This is a genomic window from Vibrio tubiashii (assembly GCF_028551255.1).
In the GTDB taxonomy this organism is placed as follows: Bacteria; Pseudomonadota; Gammaproteobacteria; order Enterobacterales; family Vibrionaceae; genus Vibrio; species Vibrio tubiashii_B.
The window spans coordinates 1,642,044-1,664,288 of record NZ_CP117029.1; the positions used below are offsets into that span (position 1 = coordinate 1,642,044).

22 protein-coding genes and 1 pseudogene are annotated in these 22,245 nt (G+C 43.6%); 12 read left to right on the plus strand and 11 right to left on the minus strand.

Annotated elements, in window-relative coordinates:
* Positions 1–31 precede the first annotated feature (31 nt).
* A complete protein-coding gene (locus tag LYZ37_RS07530) occupies positions 32–295 on the plus strand; it encodes a DUF1496 domain-containing protein (protein ID WP_272787119.1) in 264 nt (87 codons plus the stop codon).
* A 220-nt stretch (positions 296–515) separates the two neighbouring features.
* On the opposite strand, the gene LYZ37_RS07535 is transcribed toward LYZ37_RS07530, so the two are convergent.
* The 3 genes from LYZ37_RS07535 to LYZ37_RS07550 all read right to left on the minus strand — a co-directional run bounded on the left by LYZ37_RS07535 (position 516) and on the right by LYZ37_RS07550 (position 4,114).
* Positions 516–1,019: a hypothetical protein gene (locus tag LYZ37_RS07535; RefSeq protein ID WP_272787120.1), complete on the minus strand. Its 504-nt coding sequence runs from the start codon at positions 1,017–1,019 to the stop codon at positions 516–518.
* Positions 1,020–1,156: 137 nt separating this feature from the next.
* Positions 1,157–1,717, minus strand: coding sequence for a hypothetical protein (locus LYZ37_RS07545; RefSeq protein ID WP_272787121.1), 561 nt, complete (start codon positions 1,715–1,717; stop codon positions 1,157–1,159).
* Between the two features lie 804 nt (positions 1,718–2,521).
* Positions 2,522–4,114, minus strand: coding sequence for an ABC-F family ATPase (locus LYZ37_RS07550; RefSeq protein ID WP_272787122.1), 1,593 nt, complete (start codon positions 4,112–4,114; stop codon positions 2,522–2,524).
* A 182-nt stretch (positions 4,115–4,296) separates the two neighbouring features.
* Here LYZ37_RS07550 and LYZ37_RS07555 point away from each other — a divergent pair, with 182 nt between their 5' ends.
* Positions 4,297–4,587, plus strand: coding sequence for a hypothetical protein (locus LYZ37_RS07555; protein WP_272787123.1), 291 nt, complete (start codon positions 4,297–4,299; stop codon positions 4,585–4,587).
* A gap of 31 nt (positions 4,588–4,618) precedes the next feature.
* Here LYZ37_RS07555 and LYZ37_RS07560 read toward each other — a convergent pair whose 3' ends face one another.
* Positions 4,619–6,649 carry a sensor histidine kinase gene (locus tag LYZ37_RS07560; protein WP_272787124.1) on the minus strand — a complete coding sequence of 677 codons (2,031 nt, stop codon included), beginning with the start codon at positions 6,647–6,649 and terminating at the stop codon, positions 4,619–4,621.
* Positions 6,639–8,087: a sigma-54-dependent transcriptional regulator gene (locus tag LYZ37_RS07565; RefSeq protein WP_272787125.1), complete on the minus strand. Its 1,449-nt coding sequence runs from the start codon at positions 8,085–8,087 to the stop codon at positions 6,639–6,641. Before LYZ37_RS07565 ends, LYZ37_RS07560 begins: the two co-directional genes overlap by 11 nt.
* Positions 8,088–8,345: 258 nt before the next feature.
* On the opposite strand from LYZ37_RS07565, the gene LYZ37_RS07570 reads away from it, so the two are divergent.
* The 3 genes and pseudogenes from LYZ37_RS07570 to LYZ37_RS07580 form a co-directional block, all read left to right on the plus strand.
* On the plus strand, positions 8,346–9,161 hold the full coding sequence (locus tag LYZ37_RS07570) for a substrate-binding domain-containing protein (protein WP_272787126.1): 816 nt from the start codon (positions 8,346–8,348) through the stop codon (positions 9,159–9,161).
* Between the two features lie 6 nt (positions 9,162–9,167).
* Positions 9,168–9,866, plus strand: coding sequence for an ABC transporter permease (locus LYZ37_RS07575; protein ID WP_004743683.1), 699 nt, complete (start codon positions 9,168–9,170; stop codon positions 9,864–9,866).
* A gap of 9 nt (positions 9,867–9,875) precedes the next feature.
* Positions 9,876–10,523, plus strand: a pseudogene (locus LYZ37_RS07580) (energy-coupling factor ABC transporter ATP-binding protein); the annotation flags it as partial.
* Between the two features lie 135 nt (positions 10,524–10,658).
* Here LYZ37_RS07580 and LYZ37_RS07585 read toward each other — a convergent pair.
* Complete coding sequence (locus LYZ37_RS07585; protein WP_171324406.1) at positions 10,659–11,240, minus strand: porin family protein; 582 nt, start codon at positions 11,238–11,240, stop codon at positions 10,659–10,661.
* Positions 11,241–11,449: 209 nt separating this feature from the next.
* On the opposite strand from LYZ37_RS07585, the gene mobA reads away from it, so the two are divergent.
* The 3 genes from mobA to LYZ37_RS07600 are packed head-to-tail and all read left to right on the plus strand — an operon-like array spanning position 11,450 to position 14,129.
* The gene (gene mobA, locus LYZ37_RS07590) at positions 11,450–12,034 is read left to right on the plus strand and encodes a molybdenum cofactor guanylyltransferase MobA (RefSeq protein WP_171324408.1); all 585 of its coding nucleotides are present in this window, start codon (positions 11,450–11,452) and stop codon (positions 12,032–12,034) included.
* Complete coding sequence (locus tag LYZ37_RS07595; RefSeq protein WP_272785024.1) at positions 12,034–13,803, plus strand: bifunctional molybdopterin-guanine dinucleotide biosynthesis adaptor protein MobB/molybdopterin molybdotransferase MoeA; 1,770 nt, start codon at positions 12,034–12,036, stop codon at positions 13,801–13,803. The genes mobA and LYZ37_RS07595 overlap by 1 nt, the downstream gene beginning before the upstream one ends.
* 59 nt (positions 13,804–13,862) lie before the next feature.
* Positions 13,863–14,129 carry a DUF2960 domain-containing protein gene (locus tag LYZ37_RS07600; protein WP_171324412.1) on the plus strand — a complete coding sequence of 89 codons (267 nt, stop codon included), beginning with the start codon at positions 13,863–13,865 and terminating at the stop codon, positions 14,127–14,129.
* A 62-nt stretch (positions 14,130–14,191) separates the two neighbouring features.
* Here LYZ37_RS07600 and nagK read toward each other — a convergent pair whose 3' ends face one another.
* Together nagK and LYZ37_RS07610 are read right to left on the minus strand one after the other, a co-directional pair.
* Complete coding sequence (gene nagK / locus LYZ37_RS07605; RefSeq protein ID WP_239854532.1) at positions 14,192–15,100, minus strand: N-acetylglucosamine kinase; 909 nt, start codon at positions 15,098–15,100, stop codon at positions 14,192–14,194.
* A gap of 144 nt (positions 15,101–15,244) precedes the next feature.
* Positions 15,245–15,985 (minus strand): tRNA-uridine aminocarboxypropyltransferase, encoded by a 741-nt coding sequence (locus LYZ37_RS07610; protein WP_272785025.1) that lies wholly within the window; start codon positions 15,983–15,985, stop codon positions 15,245–15,247.
* Between the two features lie 69 nt (positions 15,986–16,054).
* Here LYZ37_RS07610 and LYZ37_RS07615 point away from each other — a divergent pair, with 69 nt between their 5' ends.
* On the plus strand, positions 16,055–16,843 hold the full coding sequence (locus LYZ37_RS07615) for a sterol desaturase family protein (protein ID WP_272785026.1): 789 nt from the start codon (positions 16,055–16,057) through the stop codon (positions 16,841–16,843).
* Positions 16,844–16,891: 48 nt separating this feature from the next.
* Here the strand turns inward: LYZ37_RS07615 and LYZ37_RS07620 are convergent, their stop codons facing one another.
* Complete coding sequence (locus LYZ37_RS07620; RefSeq protein ID WP_272785027.1) at positions 16,892–18,922, minus strand: methyl-accepting chemotaxis protein; 2,031 nt, start codon at positions 18,920–18,922, stop codon at positions 16,892–16,894.
* 85 nt (positions 18,923–19,007) lie between these two features.
* On the opposite strand from LYZ37_RS07620, the gene LYZ37_RS07625 reads away from it, so the two are divergent.
* Positions 19,008–19,523, plus strand: coding sequence for an NlpC/P60 family protein (locus LYZ37_RS07625; RefSeq protein ID WP_272785028.1), 516 nt, complete (start codon positions 19,008–19,010; stop codon positions 19,521–19,523).
* 4 nt (positions 19,524–19,527) lie between these two features.
* Here the strand turns inward: LYZ37_RS07625 and LYZ37_RS07630 are convergent, their stop codons facing one another.
* Complete coding sequence (locus LYZ37_RS07630; protein WP_171324423.1) at positions 19,528–19,872, minus strand: DUF3802 family protein; 345 nt, start codon at positions 19,870–19,872, stop codon at positions 19,528–19,530.
* 341 nt (positions 19,873–20,213) lie between these two features.
* On the opposite strand from LYZ37_RS07630, the gene LYZ37_RS07635 reads away from it, so the two are divergent.
* Both LYZ37_RS07635 and LYZ37_RS07640 read left to right on the plus strand, forming a co-directional pair.
* Positions 20,214–21,080, plus strand: coding sequence for a fructosamine kinase family protein (locus tag LYZ37_RS07635; RefSeq protein ID WP_272785029.1), 867 nt, complete (start codon positions 20,214–20,216; stop codon positions 21,078–21,080).
* Positions 21,081–21,326: 246 nt separating this feature from the next.
* A complete protein-coding gene (locus tag LYZ37_RS07640) occupies positions 21,327–21,530 on the plus strand; it encodes a CPXCG motif-containing cysteine-rich protein (RefSeq protein ID WP_004748960.1) in 204 nt (67 codons plus the stop codon).
* Positions 21,531–21,575: 45 nt separating this feature from the next.
* Here the strand turns inward: LYZ37_RS07640 and LYZ37_RS07645 are convergent, their stop codons facing one another.
* Complete coding sequence (locus tag LYZ37_RS07645; protein WP_272785030.1) at positions 21,576–22,184, minus strand: riboflavin synthase subunit alpha; 609 nt, start codon at positions 22,182–22,184, stop codon at positions 21,576–21,578.
* Between the last annotated feature and the right edge of the window lie 61 nt (positions 22,185–22,245).

A 22,245-nucleotide genomic window follows, 5' to 3' on the forward strand; every position in this document is an offset into this window, starting at 1 on the left:
TAACTCAGACACTTAAATAACGGAGAATTATATGAAATCAACACTTGCTATTATTTCCCTTGCCATAGGTTTATCCTCACCGCTTGCTCTTGCAAACACAGATACGCCCAAAACAGTAATAGTACCAACCAAGCTAGCAGACATAGATGAAGGTACTTACTGTGTCTACAGAAACGAAATATATACACGGGGTGCATTAATAGAAGTTGGCTCAAATATATTAGCGTGTGAGCCTAAAAAAAGTAGTGGGAAAATAATAAATGGCTACTATGCACTAGGCTGGGTGAAGCAATGAGTGAGCAATGACATTTCCAACTGTGAGAGCACCCCATCACCAGGGGCTCTCCTCATTAAAACTTAAATCTGTAAGCATTGACAGACAGTACCCACTTTCCGCTGCGCCATAACGCTGCGTTAAGTGGCTGCCGGCCAACAGAACTAGCATGACCACCTTAAACACAAAACCTTGCCAAACCAAAACCGCCACGCGTAGGCAGTCCGTCTTGAACGCCTTGTTAGAAGTCAAAACCTCGAGCTTTAATAATGTGAACTACTTCATAGTGCCCTTGCAAATACGAAGAAAGCCGAACCTTGGCTCCCGACTTGAACTGTATAACGTACCAAGACATTGTACGGTTGTACTTAACATCAACTATATTTTCCCATTTCTCTTTCTTAGCGCCAGTCCAAGGTGTATAGAAATCGATACCAACAGAATCGAATCTTCCTTTGACTTTAAAAAATTCCATGAAGCTCACGAACGAACCCGAGCCAAAAAAGACAACAAGACCAAATGCGGATAATACCTCTCCAATCCCATCATTCGCTCTTCCAACATTAAAAAACATCCATACGATAATTATTGAAAAAGCTAGAGTAGCCACCCCGATAACTGGTAAAAAAATTCCGAAACTTAATTCACCACTTTGGGTCTTTTTGGTTGATGAATACCTCATTAGCGCGATTATGATAAAGAGTATTATAGCGCCAATAATTTTGCTTTTTATATCTGATTCCATATATCTTACAATTCTAACGTCCTGTTAAGGGGTGAGCAGCGCAATACCTAAGCCGCCGCATACCACCTTAAACACTAAAACCAACGCATAGTAAAAATGCCACGCGTTGCGAATCCCTCTTGAACAGATTGTTAGGTTCAGGAGCCAAGAGCTGAATAGATGTCTACTACATATGAACCAAGTAATAATACTATCCCAAAAACTAGTACCCATTTAGTAAAATGGAATACTGCTTCGCCTTTTTTAACTCTTGTCCATTCATTTTTTAAAGTTTGATGACTTAATGAATATAGTTCTTCAGTAGCATTATGATAGTACTTAGAATCCCTCATTTTTTCAGCGCTCATAATCATACTTTCAACAGTATAAATAGCAGTAATCAAATCATGATCTTTCTTAGGGTTAAGCATTAACTTTAATTTGTATATAAGCCTATGCGCTTCATCGTAAGTTTCATGTGCATTTTCGATGAATTTCATGACATCAATACTCTCAGACTCAGACTCCTTATCCGCCAGAATAAATTTACTTGAAATATTACTTACACATCCCATTAATGCTGCAATATCTGCTCTAAAATCGTTGATCCAGCATTGTCGAAACTCAGAAATCTTATGGTCCTTAGCGATTATTAAGCCTATAAAAGAGACAATCGCTGCAATGATAGTCACCACGATTTTGACATCTAATTCTTCCATTTTTTACCTTAAAATAAACAATCCAAATATGACCTGGAAACCTAACGCCTTGCTAAGTGGCTGACAACATACCACAAACGTAAACAAGCCACCGTAAACACAGAGCAAACTTTGAAGTAAATTCGCCGAGTGTTGGCAGTCCGTCTTAAGCAGATTGTTAATAAAGTACTTTCGGCGCGATCTAGAGCCAAACAGACCACTGAACTCAACACAACAAACCAACCGAACCTTTACTGGCTGCTGACCCACTTTGCCTTCCGGAAAGCAAACGACAGCAAATACCACACCTAAGGTTTCAGAGGACGAGCCACCCACTGAAGTTATGGACAGTTAATTGCCACAGCGATGAACTTATGAGATAGAAACTGGTTGCCGGCATATTAGCGCTTTTGATGCTTTCAAATGGCATTTACACCAAAGAAACGACGAACCCAAAGCGTACGATCAAACTAAAACTAAACCGCTAAACCAAAAGCACATGACCAACTACATGCCATAAAATACTATTCGTTTACAGCTAGCTTATTAACAGTTCTTAGCCAGAACAATTCTATAAACAACTACAGAACCAATCTGCTATATAACTTTAATTTCCCTAACGTTACCAACTTAACTTTCAAAGTAACAGTGGCTTATGTTTAACCAAGAAGCTTACGAATCACAAAATGCAGAATTATTCTACATAGCATGATTTGGGCCCTGCTCCCGCCAGTGTGTATATTTATACAGTACTGATGTTCAAACTACAAAAAAGCCCCGCATTAGGTAATGCGAGGCTTTCAGTAACCAGATTAGAAGCTAGACTTAGCCTACAATGCCACGAGCTTTTAGGAACTCAGCGTAAGTGCCTTTAAAGTCGGTAATCTTGTTATCTTTGATCTCGATGATACGAGTTGCCAACGAGTCTACAAATACGCGGTCGTGAGATACGAAAAATAGCGTACCTTTGTATTGCTCTAGTGCAGTGTTTAGAGATTCGATAGATTCCATATCCATGTGGTTGGTTGGCTCATCCATCAGCAGCATGTTTGGTTTATGCATCATAAGCTTACCTAGAAGCATGCGGCCTTGCTCACCACCAGAAAGTACTTTTACTGACTTTTTGATGTCATCTTGAGAAAACAGCATACGACCTAAGAAGCTACGAATGACTTGCTCGTCATCACCTTCTTGACGCCACTGTCCCATCCAATCCATAAGGTTTAGAGCTTCTTCAAAATCAGCGGCATGGTCTTGAGCATAGTAACCAATGTTAGAGTTTTCTGACCACTTAAATTCACCCGTGCGTGGCTCTAGTACACCCGCAAGAGTGTTGAGCAGCGTTGTTTTACCCACACCGTTCTCACCGATGATGGCAACACGTTCACCCACTTCAAAGATCGCATTGAAATCGCTAAACAAATCGTCTTCGAAACCTTGGCTAAGGTTTTCTACGATAAGTGCGTTACGGAACAACTCTTTCGATTGCTCAAAACGGATAAACGGGTTTTGTCGGCTTGATGCTTTTACTTCTTCAAGCTGAATCTTATCGATCTGTTTAGCACGAGAAGTAGCTTGTTTCGCCTTAGATGCGTTAGCAGAGAAACGAGCAACGAAGGTTTGCAACTCGGCAATTTGCGCTTTTTTCTTCGCATTGTCAGACAATAGACGATCGCGTGCTTGCGATGCCGCTGTCATGTACTCATCATAGTTACCAGGGTATACACGTAGCTCACCGTAGTCTAAGTCTGCCATGTGTGTACAAACTGAGTTCAAGAAGTGACGGTCGTGCGAGATGATGATCATCGTGCAGTTACGTTGGTTTAGCGTCTCTTCCAACCAGCGGATAGTATCCATGTCCAAGTTGTTGGTTGGTTCGTCGAGTAGCATGATGTGCGGGTCAGCAAATAGAACTTGTGCAAGAAGAACACGAAGTTTCCAACCAGGGGCAACTTCGCTCATTAAACCGTAGTGTTGTTCTTCAGGAATACCAACAGCAAGGAGTAGCTCGCCTGCTTTTGCGTCGGCCATGTAACCGTCCATTTCTGCAAACTGAACTTCTAAGTCAGCAACAAGCATGCCCTCTTCTTCGCTCATTTCAGGCAAAGAATAAATGCGATCGCGCTCTTTTTTCACTTCCCACAGTTCTTTGTAACCCATGATAACGGTATCAATCACGGTGAACTCTTCGTAAGCAAACTGATCCTGGTTTAGCTTCGCTACGCGCTCGTTAGGGTCATAACTTACGTTACCACCTGTAGGGTCAAGCTCTCCGCTTAGGATTTTCATGAACGTTGATTTACCACAGCCGTTCGCACCGATAAGGCCGTAACGGTTACCTTCACCAAACTTAACAGAGATGTTTTCAAAAAGTGGCTTAGCGCCAAATTGCTGTGTGATGTTGTTAGTGGAAATCAATGTCGTTACCTATAAAATATGAAAAACCGCGCCACACTACTGTTTACTGAGACGAACTTCAAGTTTTGTTTTTCTGACATCGAATAAGTCGATTGTCTCAGTCATCTTATCTAACATTTTAAAGTTGGATTCAGGTTGCAGTTCTATATAATCGCTGCCAGTTCCAACAACCGATCAAAACCATGAATAAGACACTTTTCTTGCTTGTAGCCTCAATGCCTTTTACTGCTTCCTTTGCAATTGCCAAAAATACGTTTAATGCCAACCCTGTCTGGGGAAACGATACCTATGGGCATTTACAAACAGGTGACATCGTTTATCAAGATGATGAAATCATCTGCTTACATGGAAAATCGAATAAGTGCTACGACAAAAAAGTGATCATGGAGTGCGGAATGCCTCCCGAGTCGTTACCAGAAAAGCTCAAATATCAGGATTGTAAAGACGCCTTAGCCGAAGAGCCAAACAAGTAAAAGAACGGTCAGCATCAATGCTGACCGTTTTTTATAGGTTCATAACTTTAAGTTGAGGTTCGGCGCGTTCAGGAAGGTAAATACTGAACTGGCTTCCTTTACCCCATTCAGAGTCAACTCTGAGTTCACCACCCGACTGGCTGAGAATACTTTGTGAGACAGAAAGACCTAAGCCCGTTCCATCCCGCTTAGTGGTGTAAAACGGTGAGAAGATTCGTTTTAGGTTCTCGGGCTTAATACCGCAGCCTTCATCTTTAACATGAATGACAGCACCACGAGTCTGCCCTTCTTCTACCCAGTCTTCGCTTGAGACGATTAGTCGACCTTTCCCTTGCATCGCATGAATACCGTTCATTTGCAGATTGACCAGAATTTGCAGTAGCTGATGGCGATTCACTTCAACGGATGCTTGCGCGTTTAACTCTGTTTCAAACGTCACTTCACGTTTCTTTGCCCCTGTTTTAACCAGCGTGACACTCTCTTCAATGATTGGATTCACTCGCTGCCAAGTGATCTCATCCTGTACACCGCCTTGTCGACTATATTGCAGCAAACTACGTGTAATATTGCGGATGCGGTCAATCTGCGCGTGAATTGCCTCAATCTCTTCTTTTACGCGAGAAGATTCATCACCTAACTCGAACTGCATCAGTTCAACATTACCTAAGATCACAGCGGTTGGGTTATTGATCTCGTGGGCGATTCCCGCTGTTAACTCACCAAGTGCTGCTAATTTCTCATTAACAACCAACTTGTCACGCGTCTGATTAAGCAGTTGAATGTGCAGTTCTAACTCCTCTGTTTTCTCTTTAAGACTCGCGGTGCGATCTTGGACTTTACACTCTAACTCATTCGCAGCCCGTTGAATTTCATTCTTCCGCTGCTTAAGCAAATCAAGCATGTTGTCGAATTGCTTAGCAAGTTGAGCCAACTCATGCCCTTCGTCTAAGCCTAAAGGACCGATGCGAGTCTCTTTGCCAAGTTGAATCATTTTTACTACGCGGTGAATATGTTCAATCGGCACGAACAGATCGCGGGAGCCACGATAAACAAGCAAACTAGAGATAAACAGTAGGAAGAGCGTCGTGATAGAGATCTCTGCGATATTAGTCATGTACGTGGTCACGAATGGCCACAACAAGTACCCCGTATACAGCATACCAATCACGTTGTTGTACTGGTCATATAAAGGCTGATAGGCAGTGATGTACCACGCGTCGTACACAAACGCTAAGTTTGTCCACTCATGTCCTTCTACCAACACCGCTTGTTTCACCTCATCAGAAACGCGAGTGCCGATGGCTCTACCCAGTCGGTCGTTGCTGTCCAAAGGCACATTGGTGCTAACACGTAAATCATCTAAAAATACCGTCAACGTGCCGACAGGGCGCAAACTGTCTTGCTTAGACGGATAGATAAGATCACGAATCGTATCAACCAACACCGTACTGTTGTTTAGCAGTAATCCTCCGTCTAAGAATCCTATAATATCGTTGGTTTGATTGCGGATAGGGATCACTGTACGACTAACGAGTCCCCTGCTTTCAACGGAGTTGTTCTCTAGGATTGGGGTTTGAGCACGCTTGACCAAATCACTGCCCAGTTCCGCCAACTCTTGCTGAGTTAACACATCAAAAAAGGATTCTCGATGGGTTAAATCCATAAATCTGAATTTGTTTTCCATACTGTCAACACGATGAAAACGCAGAAAGTCGAGCTTATATTTTTCTCGTTGTCTCGATACCCAACTTGAAAGATCCAACTCACTGACTTCTTTGCTGCGGACTCGTGAAACAAACTCATAAGAACTTGCAAACGACTTAACATGATTCGCCTGTTTTTCTTGAATCAGTTCGATGCTATTTTCTGCCACGCCAAGTCTTTCAGACACATCAACCAATGCGCTTTGCCACGTGTAATGGATCGACCAATAAATGGTAATGCCAATAAGCGCGACCAAAGTCAAAACGATAGGCGCAGAGGTTAAGATCATCAGGCGATAACGAACCATGGTTTTGAATCGATAACGCCATTTTGACCAAAGTGAGGTGCTATTCGGCATAGCTCGATTCCTCGCTATCCCACTCTTTAAATTTGCGCTCTAACGTTTTACGCGCAACACCCAAATCTCGCGCAGCGGCTGATTTGTTACCATCGTGAAAATCAACCAACTGTTGGATATGGGCTTTCTCAACTTGCTTTAGTGACCAACTGTTTGGATAACCTTCGCCTTGATTAGACGGCGTTGTTAGTTCAATCACCTCCGCGCCACTTGAGACGGTCATGGTAACGGAAGGCTTTAATGTGTCACCATGTATCTCTCGCCAGTAGTGCGCAGGAGGCTTACCAAGCAGGATGCAACGTTCAATAAGGTTTTTGAGTTCACGGATGTTGCCCGGCCAGTCGTACTCGTTCATTGCCAGAATATCTTCATGAGCCCAGTTTGGGTTTGGCATGCCTAGTTCAGATGCGAGCATTTTGGTGAAAAATGGCACAAGCTCAATCAGATCGGCTTTGCGCTCTCTTAACGGCATGACATCAATTTTAAGGACATTAAGTCGATAGAATAAGTCTGCGCGGAAATTTCCCTTGTTAACCTCTTCTTGTAAGTTACGGTTGGTTGCTGCCACAACTCTAACGTCAACCGAAATCTCTTTTTCACCACCAACTGGGCGGATTGTTCGCTGCTCTAAAACACGTAATAAGGCAGACTGCATCGCTAGCGGCATTTCACCAATTTCGTCTAAGAAGAGCGTGCCACCACTTGCTACACGGAACAAACCTTCACGGTTTTTCTTAGCCCCAGTAAATGCACCAGCATTATGGCCAAACAACTCACTTTCAAGCAATTCAGGTGCAATAGCGCCACAGTTGATGGGTACAAATGGCCCGCTTCGTTGACTCGATTCATGAATACCACGGGCTACTAGCTCTTTACCCGTTCCCGACTCCCCTTCTACAAGCACAGAGGCGCGCGACGGCGCAAACTGTGTGATGAGCTGCTTTAACTGAGCGGTCTTTTCTGAGCCTCCGACAATGTCCGTCGCGACATGGCGTTTGAACTCATGACGCAACGCAAACTGGTGGCGCTCTTCTAAGCGCTTATCAATACAGCGCTGCACCGCTTGCAACATTTGTTCGAGGTTAAATGGCTTAAGAATAAAATCAGATGCCCCAAGCTTGAGCGCGGAAATCGCGGTTTCCAAATCCGCGTAGCCTGTCATAAAAATAATGTCGGCTTTTTTATCTGGGTCATTAAACGCTTCTTCCCACTCAATTCCTGAACGTCCAGGTAAGTTGATGTCCAGAACAATCAAATCGTAATGGTTAGCACTACGAAGCTGTTCTGCATCTTCTATACTCCCGACACAATCTACTTTTGAAAACCATTTACTCAACGCTTTGTTCAGTATGGTTTGCATTCCAATCTCATCATCAACGACGAGAACTGAAAATGCTTGATATTGTGAAGCTTTATTAGGATCGAATGATGGAGGCATGATGACCACTTTCATATAGGGTAATTGGGACAGAGTGTACCAAGTTTATCCGTTAACGCCTCAATAAATGTGAGACATTTTGTCCCCCATCAAGTTTTAACTAGATAAGTTATTGATATTTCGTTTGAAAACTATCACATATTTTTGGCATTAAGATTGCTTCCTATGCATGCCGACTTATAACACGAATCTTATGGCATAGATTCAATATCTCTTAATTTGAATAGCCCAAATTATAGAAAACGGATTTATAACAATATGAAAAAACTCACTTTTACATTAGCAACTGCGTCTTTGGCTCTAGTTAGCTATTCGGCATCCTCGGCTGATAACTCTCACGTGCGTTTGGCAACAACGACAAGCACCTACCATTCAGGTCTACTTGACTACCTACTTCCTGAATTTGAAAAAGACACGGGTTACAAAGTCGATGTGATCGCAGCCGGTACGGGTAAATCGCTTAAAATGGGTGAAAACGGTGATGTCGATTTGGTAATGACTCATGCCCCGAAAGCCGAAGCAAACTTTGTTGAAAAGGGTTATGGCGTTCTACCTCGTAAGCTGATGTACAACGACTTTGTTATTGTCGGCCCTCACGCCGATCCAGCCAAAGTGGCAAAGCAGAAAGATGTCGCTGAAGTGTTTAAAAACATCGCCAATATGAATGCGACGTTTGTCTCTCGCGGTGATGATTCAGGTACTCATAAAAAAGAGATAGGGATCTGGGAACAAACCAAAATGGAGCCAAATTTCGGTGGCTATCGTAGTGTCGGTCAAGGTATGGGGCCAACGCTCAACATGGCGAACGAAATGCAAGGCTATACCATGACTGACCGTGGTACTTGGCTCGCATACAACAACAAACTTGATCTTGAGATTTTGTTCCAAGGTGACAAAAAGCTATTTAACCCATATCAGGTCATCTTGGTTAACCCAGAACGCTACCCAAGCATTAATTACCAAGGTGCAAAAGAGTTTAGTGATTGGCTAGTTAACCCACGTGGGCAAAAACTGATTAACGACTTTAAACTTAATGGCAAACAACTGTTTGTTGCTAACGCAAACGAGAAATAGAACTCGATGAGCCTTTGGCAAACAACACTAGATGCGCTCACGTTATTGGTGAGCTTCGATAAAGAGCTTTGGGAGATCGTTGCGGTCTCCTTCAGCGTCTCTTTGTCTGCAATTTCAATTGTACTTTTCCCCGCTATCATTTTCTCATTTGTATTGGCTTATACAGATTTTAAAGGCAAATGGTTGTTCCTATCATTGATTAATACGCTGCAAGCAATTCCGACGGTTGTGATTGGTCTATTGCTCTACATGCTATTGTCACGCGCTGGTCCTTTAGGCGACTGGCAGATGCTGTTTACTCAAAAAGCGATGATTGTCGGTCAAATGCTGATTGGTTTCCCGGTATTAGTGTCAATGATGCACGGCGCATTGCAGTCTAGTGATAGAAGAGCAGTTGAAACCTCGATTACTTTGGGCGCTTCTATACCTCGAATTATTGCCACCATGGTGTGGGAAACACGTTTTCCACTCCTAGCAGCAGCGATAGCGGCGTTTTCTCGCATTGTAACCGAAGTAGGTTGCTCAACCATGGTTGGCGGCAACATTATGGGGATCACTCGTAACATCCCTACAGCGATTGCGATGGAGAGCCACAAAGGGGCGTTTGCTCAAGGGGTTGCTTTGGGCATCGTCTTGCTTACATTGGCACTGGTACTAAACTTCATGCTGACTAGTATGCGCGGCAAAGGTTACTTAAGGACTTAAGGGCGCTGTATGACAATTAAGATCACGGCACAGCAACTTTCGATGCGCTTTAAAGAGCGTGTACTGTTCCACATCCCTACTCTCTCTATTGGTCCAAACGACGCTATCTACCTTAGAGGTGATAATGGCGTCGGCAAAACCACACTACTCAAGATCTTGTCTGGGTTAATGAAACCATCAACAGGAAAAGTAAGTGCACCGAGCGATACATGGCTGCACAGACTGTTTCCCCGCTCTGGTCGTAAAGGCGTGATCTACCTTCATCAGTCTCCGTACCTTTTCGACGGCACGGTTTTTGAAAATGTAGTCTACGGTATCCGCTTCGAAAAAGATGCAGCAAAAGATAAGCGAGCTCAAGTTATCACGGCACTTCGCATGGTAGGCTTAGAAACTTTAGCAGACGAGCATATTTCAGTCTTGTCCGGTGGAGAGAAACAACGTGTGGCGATGGCACGGGCATGGATACTTAAGCCTTCGATTCTTTTGATGGACGAGCCGAGCGCGTCACTTGACCAAGAATCGATTGAGCGTTTAGTGGTCATGGCGAAAGATCTTTTAGATCGCGGTTCAAGCTTAGTCATAACCAGTCACCAACAAAATGCACTGACTGAGCTTTGTAATAAGCAATGGGTGATTAGTGGACTTGAGCTGAAAGAATACTCGAACAATGACTTTGAGTTAAATAATGTCGTTGTTTTGAAAGACAAATCGGTAGAGTCGAAAGTCGGTAACAGAGGTTAGCTAGAGCACCGAGGTTAAAGTCGTTAACCTCGGTGATTACAATAAGTGTAACTAGAATTTATAGGCCGCGCCGATAGAGACAGAGTTGAATGTCAGTGTGCTGTCATCGGTACTGATTGTACTAGAGCCTATGGTGTAAGAGTTTTCAACACTCACCGCATCTGCTTGAGAAACAGCTCTTAGTGTCAGGTTAGGCATGGGGGAATACTCGACACCGAGGCCAAAGTGAAAGCCTGTGCCAGTATCATCAGACATGTTAGCACTGTCGTTCGCGTGCAAGTCAACATAACTTAGGCCAACAAGAGCAAACGGACGAATTCCATTGTCAAAAGTGTAGCCAAGGTTTGCTGAAACAGAGGCTGAAGTCGGTGCCATACTCTTTTGACCGTTGGTTTTCATATCACCATAATCGCTGTAGTTACCTTCGATACCGACGATACGGTTGAAGTAGTAGCCACCGTAAAGGTTGTAACCTAAGCCATCTGGATCTAAGTCGCCATGGTTGTCAGTATCTGCAGATTGAGCGACGCCTAGGCCAGCACCGAGATATGGTCCGCTGACTGAATCAGCAGCAAAGGCGCTGCTTGTCGCTAATAGTAGTAATGGAAAAGTAACAAGTAATTGCGGTTTCATAACGTTTAATCCTCACTTTCGTTAACCGTTAGAGATCACAATATTCCTTGTTATTAGTTTATAAAACACACAATATTGCAAGCTATCTTCTCAATTTATAGCTTACGACATACCTTATGTGGATTTATCTGTCGTTTGATTGCTTGATCGAGAAGTGAGATTTGCTAGAGTTCGAAATTAACAACAATATGATGTCAAAGACTTCAAATATGCTTCAAGCAAAAGAAACGAGCTGGGTAATTTTAGCTGGTGGTCAAGCAAGCCGTATGGGAGGGCAAGATAAAGGTCTTGTCTTACTCAATGATAAGCCATTGATCCAACACGTGATCAAAAGACTAACACCTCAAACTGAACGCATCTTGATTAATGCCAATCGCAACCATGAGGCATACCAGAAATTTGGCGAGGTCTTTTCTGACCAATTTCAAGACTTCCCTGGCCCAATGGGCGGTATTCATGCAGGACTCATTAACGCGCCAACCGATTGGGTAGGTTTTGTACCATGCGATAGCCCGCAAATTAACCGTGATTTGGTAGAGCGCTTTTGCCAGTCGGTAACAGAAAGCACCGACATTTTAGTCGCCCATGACGGTGACCATCAACAGCCTGTTTTCACCTTGTACCATAAACGTGTATTACCCAAACTCACCGCTTTTCTTGAGCGCGGAGATCGTAAAATCATTCTCTTGTACAAAGAGTGCAACACTGAATATGTCGATTTCAGCGACTCACCAAACTGCTTTGTAAACTTAAATACCCCAGAAGAACTGGCCCAATTCGGAACCATCAGCTGATGACTTTAAATCTTCCTATCCCTATTCTAGGTTTTGCCGCGTATTCAGGTACGGGGAAAACAACACTGTTAGAAGCACTTCTGCCAAAGTTAACAGAAGCGGGTCTACGTATCGGTATGCTAAAACACGCACACCATAATTTTGATGTTGATAAAGAAGGCAAAGATAGTTACCGACTAAGAAAAGCTGGCGCTTCGCAAATGTTGATCTCCTCAAGAAACCGTTTCGCGTTAATGACCGAAACGCCTGAGCAGGAATCTGAGTTTGCTTACCTGCTATCACGCTTCGACACGGATAAGCTCGATGTCATTCTCGTTGAAGGCTGTAAAAACATCGCCTTTCCTAAAATTGAACTTCATCGTGAAGCAGTAGGTAAACCTTGGCTATGCAACAATGATGACAACATCATCGCAATTGCAGCAGACTCAATTGTTGAAGATAGCGACCTACCGCAAATGAACATCAACGACTTAGATGCAATCGCGCGATTTGTCACCGAGTATGTACAGAGCCAAGCAGAGCCAAAGAAAAACGAAGCTGCTTGTTGTGATACTCTCTCCCCTGCTTTCCTATCAGTAGAGCAAGGACGTGAAAAGATTCTTTCACTGGTTAACCCTGTACCTGAATCCGAAAAATGCCCTATCACACAAGCATCCGGCCGAGTGTTATTTGAAGATGTCATCTCTCCGGTCAACGTCCCACAATACACGAACTCAGCAATGGATGGCTTTGCAATTCGTGGTGAAGATGCCGATTTAGATAGCTTTGAAGTCGTCGCTGAAGTTTTTGCTGGTCACGCTTACGATCATCCGCTAGAAAAAGGTCAAGCGGTTAAGATCATGACAGGTGCTCCTACCCCTCTAGGTAGTGACACCGTGATTATGCGCGAACAAGCTCAACATAATGGTGACATTGTCACATTCTCTTCAGACATAAAAGTCGGTCAGAATGTACGACAAGCTGGAGAAGACTTAGCAATAGGCTCTTCAGTGTTTACCACCGGTCAGCGAATCGCCTCACCAGAGATGGGAATGATCGCTTCACTGGGAATGGCCGAATGCAGCGTTTATCGCAAACTTAAGGTCGCCATTTTCTCTACTGGTGATGAAGTTCAAGCTCCAGGTAGCGAACAAAAGCAAAACTCCATTTATGATTCGAACCGTTTCACCATCATGGGGATGCTAGAGACCTTAGGCTGTGAGATTCTCGACTTCGGTATTATTGAAGATGACGAGGCCTTGATGATAGAAGCGTTAGAAAATGCAGCATCACAAGCGGATGTCGTCATGACTTCTGGTGGAGTTTCTGTCGGTGACGCCGATTACATTAAACTTGCATTAGAGAAACTTGGTCAAATCGATTTCTGGCGAATCAACATGAGACCAGGTCGTCCGCTCGCCTTTGGTCAAATACAAAACAAGCCGTTTTTCGGTTTACCGGGTAACCCTGTCGCAGTCATGGTTTCGTTCATCAACTTTGTAGAACCTGCTTTAAGAAAAATGCAGGGAGAGCAAAGCTGGCAACCTCTTAAAGTTAACGCGATAGCGACAGAGAGCCTGCGTTCTCGCCAAGGCCGCACCGAGTTCAGCCGTGGCATCTATGAACTCGATCATCGCGGTCAATTGACGGTTCGAACAACTGGCAAACAAGGATCAGGAATTTTACGCTCTATGAGTGAAGCGAACTGCTTGATTGAGATTTCACCAGCGATAGATACAGTTAAAGTTGGTGAAAGCGTGACAATCATCCCGCTTCAAGGCAGAATCTAGCCCACAGAGACGAGGTCAGCCATGCTGACCTCTTTAGTTTTATCGATTTGGAATTATTTATGGCTCGCACAATCCTCTATACCTACAAAGATGAAGAGAAAACGTTAACCTTCTCATACCAGCAACATCGCAACATTCATGAAGCGGTAGCTGAAGCTGAAGGCATCGATATCTCTGAATACTTGAAAATGGAGCAACAAATCGAAGCGATTTCTGATACTAAAGCAGTACGCAACTACCGTGACAACCACTTTAAGAAGCTTGGCTTTGGGCGTATCACCCTGCAGCAAAAAGAAAACCTAGGGGTTGGAAAAAAGAATAAGTAATACCAAGCGGGATAAATAAAAGGGCTGCGATCGCAGCCCTTTTCAATCCAATGTCAGTTACCTTACTTAATGTTAAGGAATGCTGCGCCACGTACGCCGCCTGAATCACCGTGCTTCGCTTTGATGATTTTAGGACACTTCGCTACAGAAAGAAGGTACTTAGGTACGCGCTTTGGCATTTCTTCGTAGATCAGTTCGAAGTTAGAAAGACCGCCACCGAGTGCAACAACGTGAGGATCATTTGCTGTGAAGATGTTGGCAAAACAGATTGCAAGCAGCTCCATAAAGCGTTCTACATGCTCAGAAGCTTTCGCCTCTCCCGCTTCATAAGCTTTAATGATTTCAATAGCTTTCTTTTCTTCACCGAAGTAGTGTGCGTAGATCAGTTCAAACCCACGGCCTGACAGATAACTGTCTAAGCAGCCTTTTTTACCACAGCCACATCCTAGTAGCGGTGCATCGTCACCAAGGTGGAACCAAGCATCAATTGGCAAGCGCATATGACCTAGCTCACCCGCAACGTGATTTCGGCCAGAGAATACCGCGCCATCATAAATCAAGCCGCCGCCAAAGCCGGTACCAAGAATCAAGCCCATCACTGACGGCTCATCTTTTAATTCTTCGTCCCATGCTTCTGAAAGCGCAAAACAGTTCGCATCGTTCTCAATTTTAACGCTACGGCCAATCTTAGCTTCAAGATCCGCGCGCAAAGGCTTTCCTTTTGCCGCAGGCACATTGACTGTAAGAACTGTCGCGTCATCGGCATCTTCCATACCCGGAAGACCAAGGCCGATCTTGCCTTCGCAACCAAATTCTTGATCGTATTTATTTACCAGACTAGCAATGGTCTCTACCAAAAGTGCATAGTCATCCGTTGGCGTTGGTACTCGCTCAGTCGCAACTCGCTCTAGTTTTTCGTTAAATGCACCAAATTCAATCTTAGTGCCACCAACGTCAAAGCCGTAGTACATCTCTTCTCTCCCAGAAAAATAACTCAAAAATTGGTTTAATTGACTCATTATCCATATAGCTACGCCTACAAACTGTGATTTGGAACAGATTTAGCTCGGAGGCAAAGCCAACTGCGCAGCCCGTATACAACCAAATAGCAATAATTAGATGGGTTTCTCGTTTCTCATCTCTTCAATGAAACGATTCAAAGCAGGTTTTGCTTCATCTGGCCTGTTTCTCGTCTTACTGTTCATATAGCTTTCACGAAATACGGCAAACCAACTCGACAAAGTTAGAGCCAGTTTTTCTTCACCAAACTGTTCAAACACCAAACTGGCGACCTCAGCGGTAGCAAGATGTTGCTCGTTGTCTGAACGGCGCATCATGTATTGCGATACTGTGTCCGGATTAATCGAAATAACGGGTAACGCATCTAAATACGGTGACTTGTTGAAGATTCGTCTCGCCTCTCGCCAACTGCCATCCAAAAAGATCAAGAGGGGCGTTTTGCCCTCACAAAACTTTGATTCTTCCTGTTTGATCAATCGGGCTGGCTCGTTAACATATTCGTCAGGGAAGACGACAATAGGTTGATACTTAGGGTTATTGAGTAGCGCAAGCATCTCTGACGAAGGCTCAGTGCGGCTCCATTGATAAGCATAGCCGTCTTTGACCACATCTAGGATCAAGCGACCTGTATTGCTCGGCTTAAACACTTCATTTTCTGACAGTAGCAACATAGCCGCAACGCCACTCTCTATATCAGGTTGATGGGCACACAAACAGTCCTTTTCCGCAACTTGACAGTACTTGCACCGAACAACTTTACTCCCCCGCGCAACAAAAGGCTTGGTTGAACGGTCTAAACGTTGTTGATACAGGTGATGAAAGGCATGGATTCTCATAGCGTATCGTAGATAATGAACAGGGTGAGCCAGTTTACTCACCAAACCAGCAGTTGCAAGGAATACACAATGCAAAATCCTGAAATGATTCGCTTGAGCTTTTTTCTTTCCGTATTGGTTCTGTGCGGGTTATGGGAGTGGTTAACGCCACGCAAACAACTGACCCAAAATAAGCTCTACCGGTGGTTGAATAACCTAGGGTTAATCGCATTTAACTCAGTTTGCTTGAGCCTACTCATGCCTATTCTGGCGTTTGAATCGGCTATATACGCTGCAGACAACAGCTGGGGACTACTTAATCAATTCCAGTTGCCGTTGTACTTTGAGATCATCATCTCAGTGGTTCTGCTTGACCTAGCAATTTACTTGCAGCACTTGGTATTTCATCGCGTCCCTATTTTGTGGCGTCTGCATCGAATGCATCATGCTGACCAAGATATTGATGTCACAACAGGTACGCGGTTCCACCCTATCGAAATCATCTTATCGATGTGGATTAAGATTGGTCTAGTGTTGTCGCTCGGCATCTCCCCTATTGCTGTTATCGTGTTTGAAATCATTCTTAATGCCAGTGCGATGTTCAATCACAGCAATGCCTATCTGCCACTAAAGCTAGATAAACTATTGAGGAGAGTAATCGTCACCCCAGACATGCACCGTGTTCATCACTCAGTGATTGAAAAAGAGACCCATTCCAACTTTGGTTTCTTCTTATCAGTATGGGATCAAGGATTCGGAACTTACCGTGAGCAACCCGCTCTTGGGCATGAGTCAGTCAAGATTGGTATTCCACTGTTTCAATCCAAACAGGAGCAAAGACTCGATAAGATGCTAACTCAACCATTTAGGCAAGAATAGAAAAAGGAGCACTACGCTCCTTTTTGGTGTTGTTTCAGTTTAACCTATTCAAACGACGTACTTGTGGAGCATCGCTTGTTGATGGCCTGCGATTTCAGCCACTTGCTCTGAGCTTTCCACCATAGACTCAAGCTGCAACTTGGTATGCTCTCCCTGCTCTGAAACACGAGTAATAGATTCACTGACATGTGCCGTTGCGCGTTCTTGTTCTTCTGTTGCAACAGAGACTTGTTCAACGCGCGCTTTGATATGTTCAACTGCCGTTTCAATATCAGCAAACGTCGTTTTTACCAGTTCGCTCGATTCCAAGGCATTCGCCATTTCTTGTCTTGATTCTTCAACCGCCACACGAGAACGCTCTGCTGCCCCAACCAGTTGGTTCATACGATCTCGAATATTGGTTGTTTGGTTCGACGTATCACTGGCCAATTTGCGCACCTCATCCGCAACGACAGCAAAACCTCTGCCTTGCTCTCCGGCGCGTGCTGCTTCAATCGCCGCATTCAGTGCGAGTAAATTGGTGTTTTCAGCGATCCCTGATATCAAGTCGACCATTTCGCGAATCTGTCTAACACGCTTATCTAGCTCAACCATCGAAGACTCATTTACATTCAGTGTGTTTTCCAAAGCTTGTAAACGGGCTTGGTTTTCTTCTATCGCAGTTACCCCTTGGCTTGATAGTGCCACTGCAGATTTTGATTCTTCATAAGACTCGGTCGTAATGGTTGAAATTTCGCGAATCGAAGCTTCAAGTTGGTTCACCGTGGTAACCATACTTGCTAAAGAGTCATTTTGCTCACTTAAGCTTTTGTTTGACTGCTCCGCAGCCCCGTGACTAATTTCTGCGGTTTGATAAAGAGTTTCACAGTTACGCGTCACGGTCGAAATCGACTCGTTGGTTGACGCCATCACTTGGCTCAGCTTAGAAGCAATCTCTTTCATCTCCAACGGACCGAGCAATTTCGCCTGACCCGTAAGATCGTGATTGGTCATCTTATTTAAGTTGCTTAGGATGTTGCTCAAACCTCGGTTGATCCAGTGCTTGAGAGAAAGCCAAGCAATCAATATGACAACCACCAACAGTACCCCACTAGCTAATAAAACCGCTGTTATTGTCTTCATGGTGTCAGTCACAACGCTTTGACTCTCATCAATCAGTGCTTCGGCCGTCGAGGAGATTTGATTTAGCGTTTCGATGACTTGATTTGCAGTGATGACAACTTCTTCAACCTGCTTAGACTGTGTCGTAACTAATTGCAGTTTTGAAAGGATTTGGTCAACGATGCCATCTTTACCAAAACCTGATAACACCATATCGTAACCCGCCGTTAAGCTTGCAAAGTCAACGACATCAGGGTGCCACTCTTTAAAATCATCGTAGGCTAAATTCACCCCAGCTAAGCGATTTTTCATTTCACGATATTCATCTTGAGCTTTTGAGAGATCAGATTGCATCATGAGCTGAACAAACGAGCTTTCCATAGAGCTTACATTGGCGATAAATCGGTTAGCCGCGTCCGCTGACTCTGGGTTGTCACCGACAAGGAAAGAGCTTATCCGATTCATTTCTGGCCCTACTGATCCTAGCCCGTAGCGAAAACCATCCATTTCTGCGTCGATTTTTTCCTGTCTAGTCAGGATGTCTTGCTGCGTACTCATCACACTGGCACTCAATGCGTTGAGTGATTGGATAGAGCCCGAAAGCTGATCGGTCTGCTGAATTGAAATGGTTTGACTCAAATTAGATGAGACAAGCAGGACTTGATTGGTAAGCAGCGCAATGTTCGACTCTAGTGAAGCAATTTGTTGTCGGATACCCTCAAGCGTTTGGTTATCTTGAGTTTGGGTGACATAACTTAGCTGCTTTGCTTGCTCCAATATATTTTGAGTTAACTGTGCATTGGTCATTGCAAGTGGTAATGCTTGTTCGGATAAGCCAGAAAATTGTAAGTTAATTCGTTCTAAGCCCTTAATGCTCGTGACAGAAAGTAAAATCACCAGTATGGTAATCGTTATAAAAACGGCACTGATTGTGTGTATCAGTGATAATTTGAGTTTGCCTTTTTTCAGCGTGTCCATGTGGAAATAAGGTCCTAGTACTAAAGTTTACAGGGAGGCATATTATGTCTGTATTGTTACGCTTAGATTTCAGCAAAGGTTATTAATGAAGCATCGAGTATTTAGTGCGAGTCACTTCAAAACCGCTCTTTTATGCCTAGCCATTGCGGGTTGTAGTAGCCAACCCAACCCTGAATTTAGTGCACAAAACAGCGCAGTGCTGACTGCACAGGAAGAGATCACAAAAAGTTCATTACTGGATGTTTATAAAGTCTGGAAAGGAGCGCCTTACCGCTTGGGAGGCTCTACGTTGAGCGGCGTTGATTGTTCCGCATTCGTTCAAACGACCTACAAAGATGCCTTAGGGCTGCAACTGCCGCGAACAACACTAGCTCAAGTTGAACTAGGTAAAGAAATTGAGTACTCAGATGCGCACGTGGGAGACTTAGTCTTTTTTAGAACTGCGCCGAAAGTGAGGCATGTCGGCGTGTATATCGGCAACAAGCAGTTTATGCATGCATCGACATCAAAAGGTGTGATTATTTCGAGGTTGGATAACCCATATTGGGCTTCAAAATATTGGCATTTCAGACGAGTCGCCTACTCGCCTGAAATAAACTGAGTCATTAATCGTATTTAGCAACCGCTGAATCGAATAGATTTTTAACTAGGGCAATATACTCGTCCAAAAAGCCAATCTGCTCATTGGTCGCTGGTTTTGCCCAAACACCTGCAAGCACTTCACTTAAGTCTTCAACGACTGAGTCTGCTTCTTTTAGCAATTGAAAGCGAACACTAGAGTGCAATTCAGGGTTTTGCTCAAAGATCGCCATAATATTGCTCGCGACCATATCAGTAACGACATCTTCCACGCTTTCTGTCCCGATATCGCCATCTTCCGATGCGAACACATCCAGATTAAAAGCCAAATGTTCAATTAAAGCCAAGTAACCATCGGTTTCAACAACCACAGCCCATCTCCGTTATAAATTATGTCGTTGACTAACATCTTTAATACTAAGTCATATCAATCGATATATACAACCAAAGTCGAATAGGTTGCTGACTTCCTGCACAAATTCAGCAATCTTTCTTGATTAAAGCTAGCATAGGATCAAGTTCGTTGACGTTATAAATCGCTCAACAAGTATAATCTCGGAAAAAGTAATAAGCTCTTAGTAGAGCGAGCTCACATTTTTGCGTTGATGGTTGTTAATACGTTTAAATGATTGAATTTTTTGCACTATGAATCAGTATTCACTCCAAGCTTCTTCTACACTATTAGCAAAGCAACGAAATTCTAGGATGATTTATGTGGCAGGCCATTTCTAAGCAGCTTTCCGAAACCTTGATGTTTTCTTACGAGATAGTGGAAAAAGAAAAAGTTCAAGGTGGTGATATTAGTGATTGCTATATGGTTTCAGACGGTGAGCAACGCTACTTTGTCAAACTGAACAAGCGTGATTTTTTGCCTAAATTCGATATAGAAGCGGAAAACATCCGTATATTGCGCGAGAGCAACACTGTCTTTGTCCCTGAGTTGATTCTTACAGGTAAATCCAAAGAACACTCTTTTATCATTCTTAACTACTTGCCGACTAAACCTCTCGACGACAGTAAGAACAGTTATGCCTTTGGCCAGCAACTCGCTCGCTTGCATCAGTGGGGCGAGCAAAAAGAATATGGTTTCGACCAAGACAACTATATCGGTGCTACCCTACAGCCCAACAAATGGAGCCGTAAGTGGTCTCGTTTCTTCTCAGAACAACGAATCGGTTGGCAACTCCAACTCCTGAGAGAAAAAGGCATTAATCTCGTCGATATCAACGAGTTTACCCAACTTGTCCATGACAGGTTAGCTAACCACCAACCTAAGCCTTCATTGCTCCACGGCGATTTATGGCATGGCAATGCCGCCAATTCCGTATTTGGTCCTATTTGTTATGACCCTGCGTGTTATTGGGGCGATCGCGAGTGTGACATTGCCATGACCGAATTATTCGAAGGCTTCCAACCCGAGTTTTATCAAGGCTATGAAAGTATCGCTCCGTTAGACTTTAGCTACAGCGAGCGAAAAGACATTTATAACCTTTATCATGTGCTCAATCATTACAACCAGTTTGGTGGTCACTATTTAGATCAATCCGAACGATTGATAAAGCAAATACTTTCATACTAAACATAAATACTTCAATATTTACAATTAGTTACCTTCTCTCAATTTGTTCGTTGTCAAATATTTTCACTATCAATAGTGAAGTATGGGGCAACGAATTTTTGTTTTCCTTACCTAAGTCATGTTTTGTACTTAATTCAGACCTAACAGAAACTTCTCCGCTTAAGATTAAAGTGTCTACAGGGGCTCTCCTTTCTAGTAAGGAGGCAGTTAGGCACTGGTTTTCGATGGGTTGTAAGGAAAGAAGTTATGCGAAAATATACAGAGAAGATGGTTTCATGCCCTCACTGCGGACATTCAATTGGTATTACATTAGATGCTTCAAACGGTAGTCAAAATTTTTATGATGACTGCCCAGCATGTTGTCACGCGATTCACTTAAGTATGACGGTTGACGAGCAGATGGATAAAATCGAACTCCTCGTGGATGCAGATGACGAACAGATTTTTTAAAAAAGCGCCGTAAGGCGCTTTTTTTAAGTCAATGGAATAAGAGCATTAAGCCCTACTTGCTAATACTCGCTCTACAGTATCAACGATTGCTTGAGTTTGAGGATCAAACTCAACATTAATCTTATCCCCAATTTTTCGTTGACCAAACAGTGTTCTTTCTAACGTTTCTGGAATTAGGTGGACCGAGAAACGGTTCTCTTCAACTTCACCAATGGTTAAAGAACATCCATCTAGCCCAATGTAGCCTTTGGCTAGCACATATTTGATCATTTCAGCTGGGATACTAAACCAAATAGTTCGGTTGTTAGGCGTATCAATAACGTCAACGACCTCTCCCATCAATGAGATATGCCCAGACATAGAGTGCCCACCAATCTCATCGCCAAATTTAGCAGCACGCTCAATATTCACTGAGGCCCCGACTTTGAGCTCGCCGAGATTGGTCAGTGCTAATGTAGCCTGCATAAGATCAAAGTCGATCAAATCACCATTAATATTGGTCACTGTAAGGCAACAGCCATTGTGAGCAACTGAAGCACCGATGGTTAATCCCTCACCCATTTCCTGCGATAGCTTAACTGTGTGAGTCTGAAATTTTTCTTTTTTTTCTATGGCAATGACTTCCGCCATTCCCTGAACAATTCCTGTGAACATCAATCATTTCCGCGAGTTTTTGATGGTGCTTAGTGTGACATTTCTTTATCATCACGCACAA

Bases quoted from the DNA above. Each gene is read 5' to 3' on its own strand.
- LYZ37_RS07530 (WP_272787119.1), top strand. From the start codon at position 32: ATGAAATCAACACTTGCTATTATTTCCCTTGCCATAGGTTTATCCTCA.
- LYZ37_RS07535 (WP_272787120.1), bottom strand. From the start codon at position 1,019: ATGGAATCAGATATAAAAAGCAAAATTATTGGCGCTATAATACTCTTT.
- LYZ37_RS07545 (WP_272787121.1), bottom strand. From the start codon at position 1,717: ATGGAAGAATTAGATGTCAAAATCGTGGTGACTATCATTGCAGCGATT.
- LYZ37_RS07555 (WP_272787123.1), top strand. From the start codon at position 4,297: ATGAATAAGACACTTTTCTTGCTTGTAGCCTCAATGCCTTTTACTGCT.
- LYZ37_RS07560 (WP_272787124.1), bottom strand. From the start codon at position 6,649: ATGCCGAATAGCACCTCACTTTGGTCAAAATGGCGTTATCGATTCAAA.
- LYZ37_RS07565 (WP_272787125.1), bottom strand. From the start codon at position 8,087: ATGCCTCCATCATTCGATCCTAATAAAGCTTCACAATATCAAGCATTT.
- LYZ37_RS07570 (WP_272787126.1), top strand. From the start codon at position 8,346: ATGAAAAAACTCACTTTTACATTAGCAACTGCGTCTTTGGCTCTAGTT.
- LYZ37_RS07575 (WP_004743683.1), top strand. From the start codon at position 9,168: ATGAGCCTTTGGCAAACAACACTAGATGCGCTCACGTTATTGGTGAGC.
- LYZ37_RS07585 (WP_171324406.1), bottom strand. From the start codon at position 11,240: ATGAAACCGCAATTACTTGTTACTTTTCCATTACTACTATTAGCGACA.
- mobA (WP_171324408.1), top strand. From the start codon at position 11,450: ATGCTTCAAGCAAAAGAAACGAGCTGGGTAATTTTAGCTGGTGGTCAA.
- LYZ37_RS07595 (WP_272785024.1), top strand. From the start codon at position 12,034: ATGACTTTAAATCTTCCTATCCCTATTCTAGGTTTTGCCGCGTATTCA.
- LYZ37_RS07600 (WP_171324412.1), top strand. From the start codon at position 13,863: ATGGCTCGCACAATCCTCTATACCTACAAAGATGAAGAGAAAACGTTA.
- nagK (WP_239854532.1), bottom strand. From the start codon at position 15,100: ATGTACTACGGCTTTGACGTTGGTGGCACTAAGATTGAATTTGGTGCA.
- LYZ37_RS07610 (WP_272785025.1), bottom strand. From the start codon at position 15,985: ATGAGAATCCATGCCTTTCATCACCTGTATCAACAACGTTTAGACCGT.
- LYZ37_RS07615 (WP_272785026.1), top strand. From the start codon at position 16,055: ATGCAAAATCCTGAAATGATTCGCTTGAGCTTTTTTCTTTCCGTATTG.
- LYZ37_RS07620 (WP_272785027.1), bottom strand. From the start codon at position 18,922: ATGGACACGCTGAAAAAAGGCAAACTCAAATTATCACTGATACACACA.
- LYZ37_RS07625 (WP_272785028.1), top strand. From the start codon at position 19,008: ATGAAGCATCGAGTATTTAGTGCGAGTCACTTCAAAACCGCTCTTTTA.
- LYZ37_RS07635 (WP_272785029.1), top strand. From the start codon at position 20,214: ATGTGGCAGGCCATTTCTAAGCAGCTTTCCGAAACCTTGATGTTTTCT.
- LYZ37_RS07640 (WP_004748960.1), top strand. From the start codon at position 21,327: ATGCGAAAATATACAGAGAAGATGGTTTCATGCCCTCACTGCGGACAT.
- LYZ37_RS07645 (WP_272785030.1), bottom strand. From the start codon at position 22,184: ATGTTCACAGGAATTGTTCAGGGAATGGCGGAAGTCATTGCCATAGAA.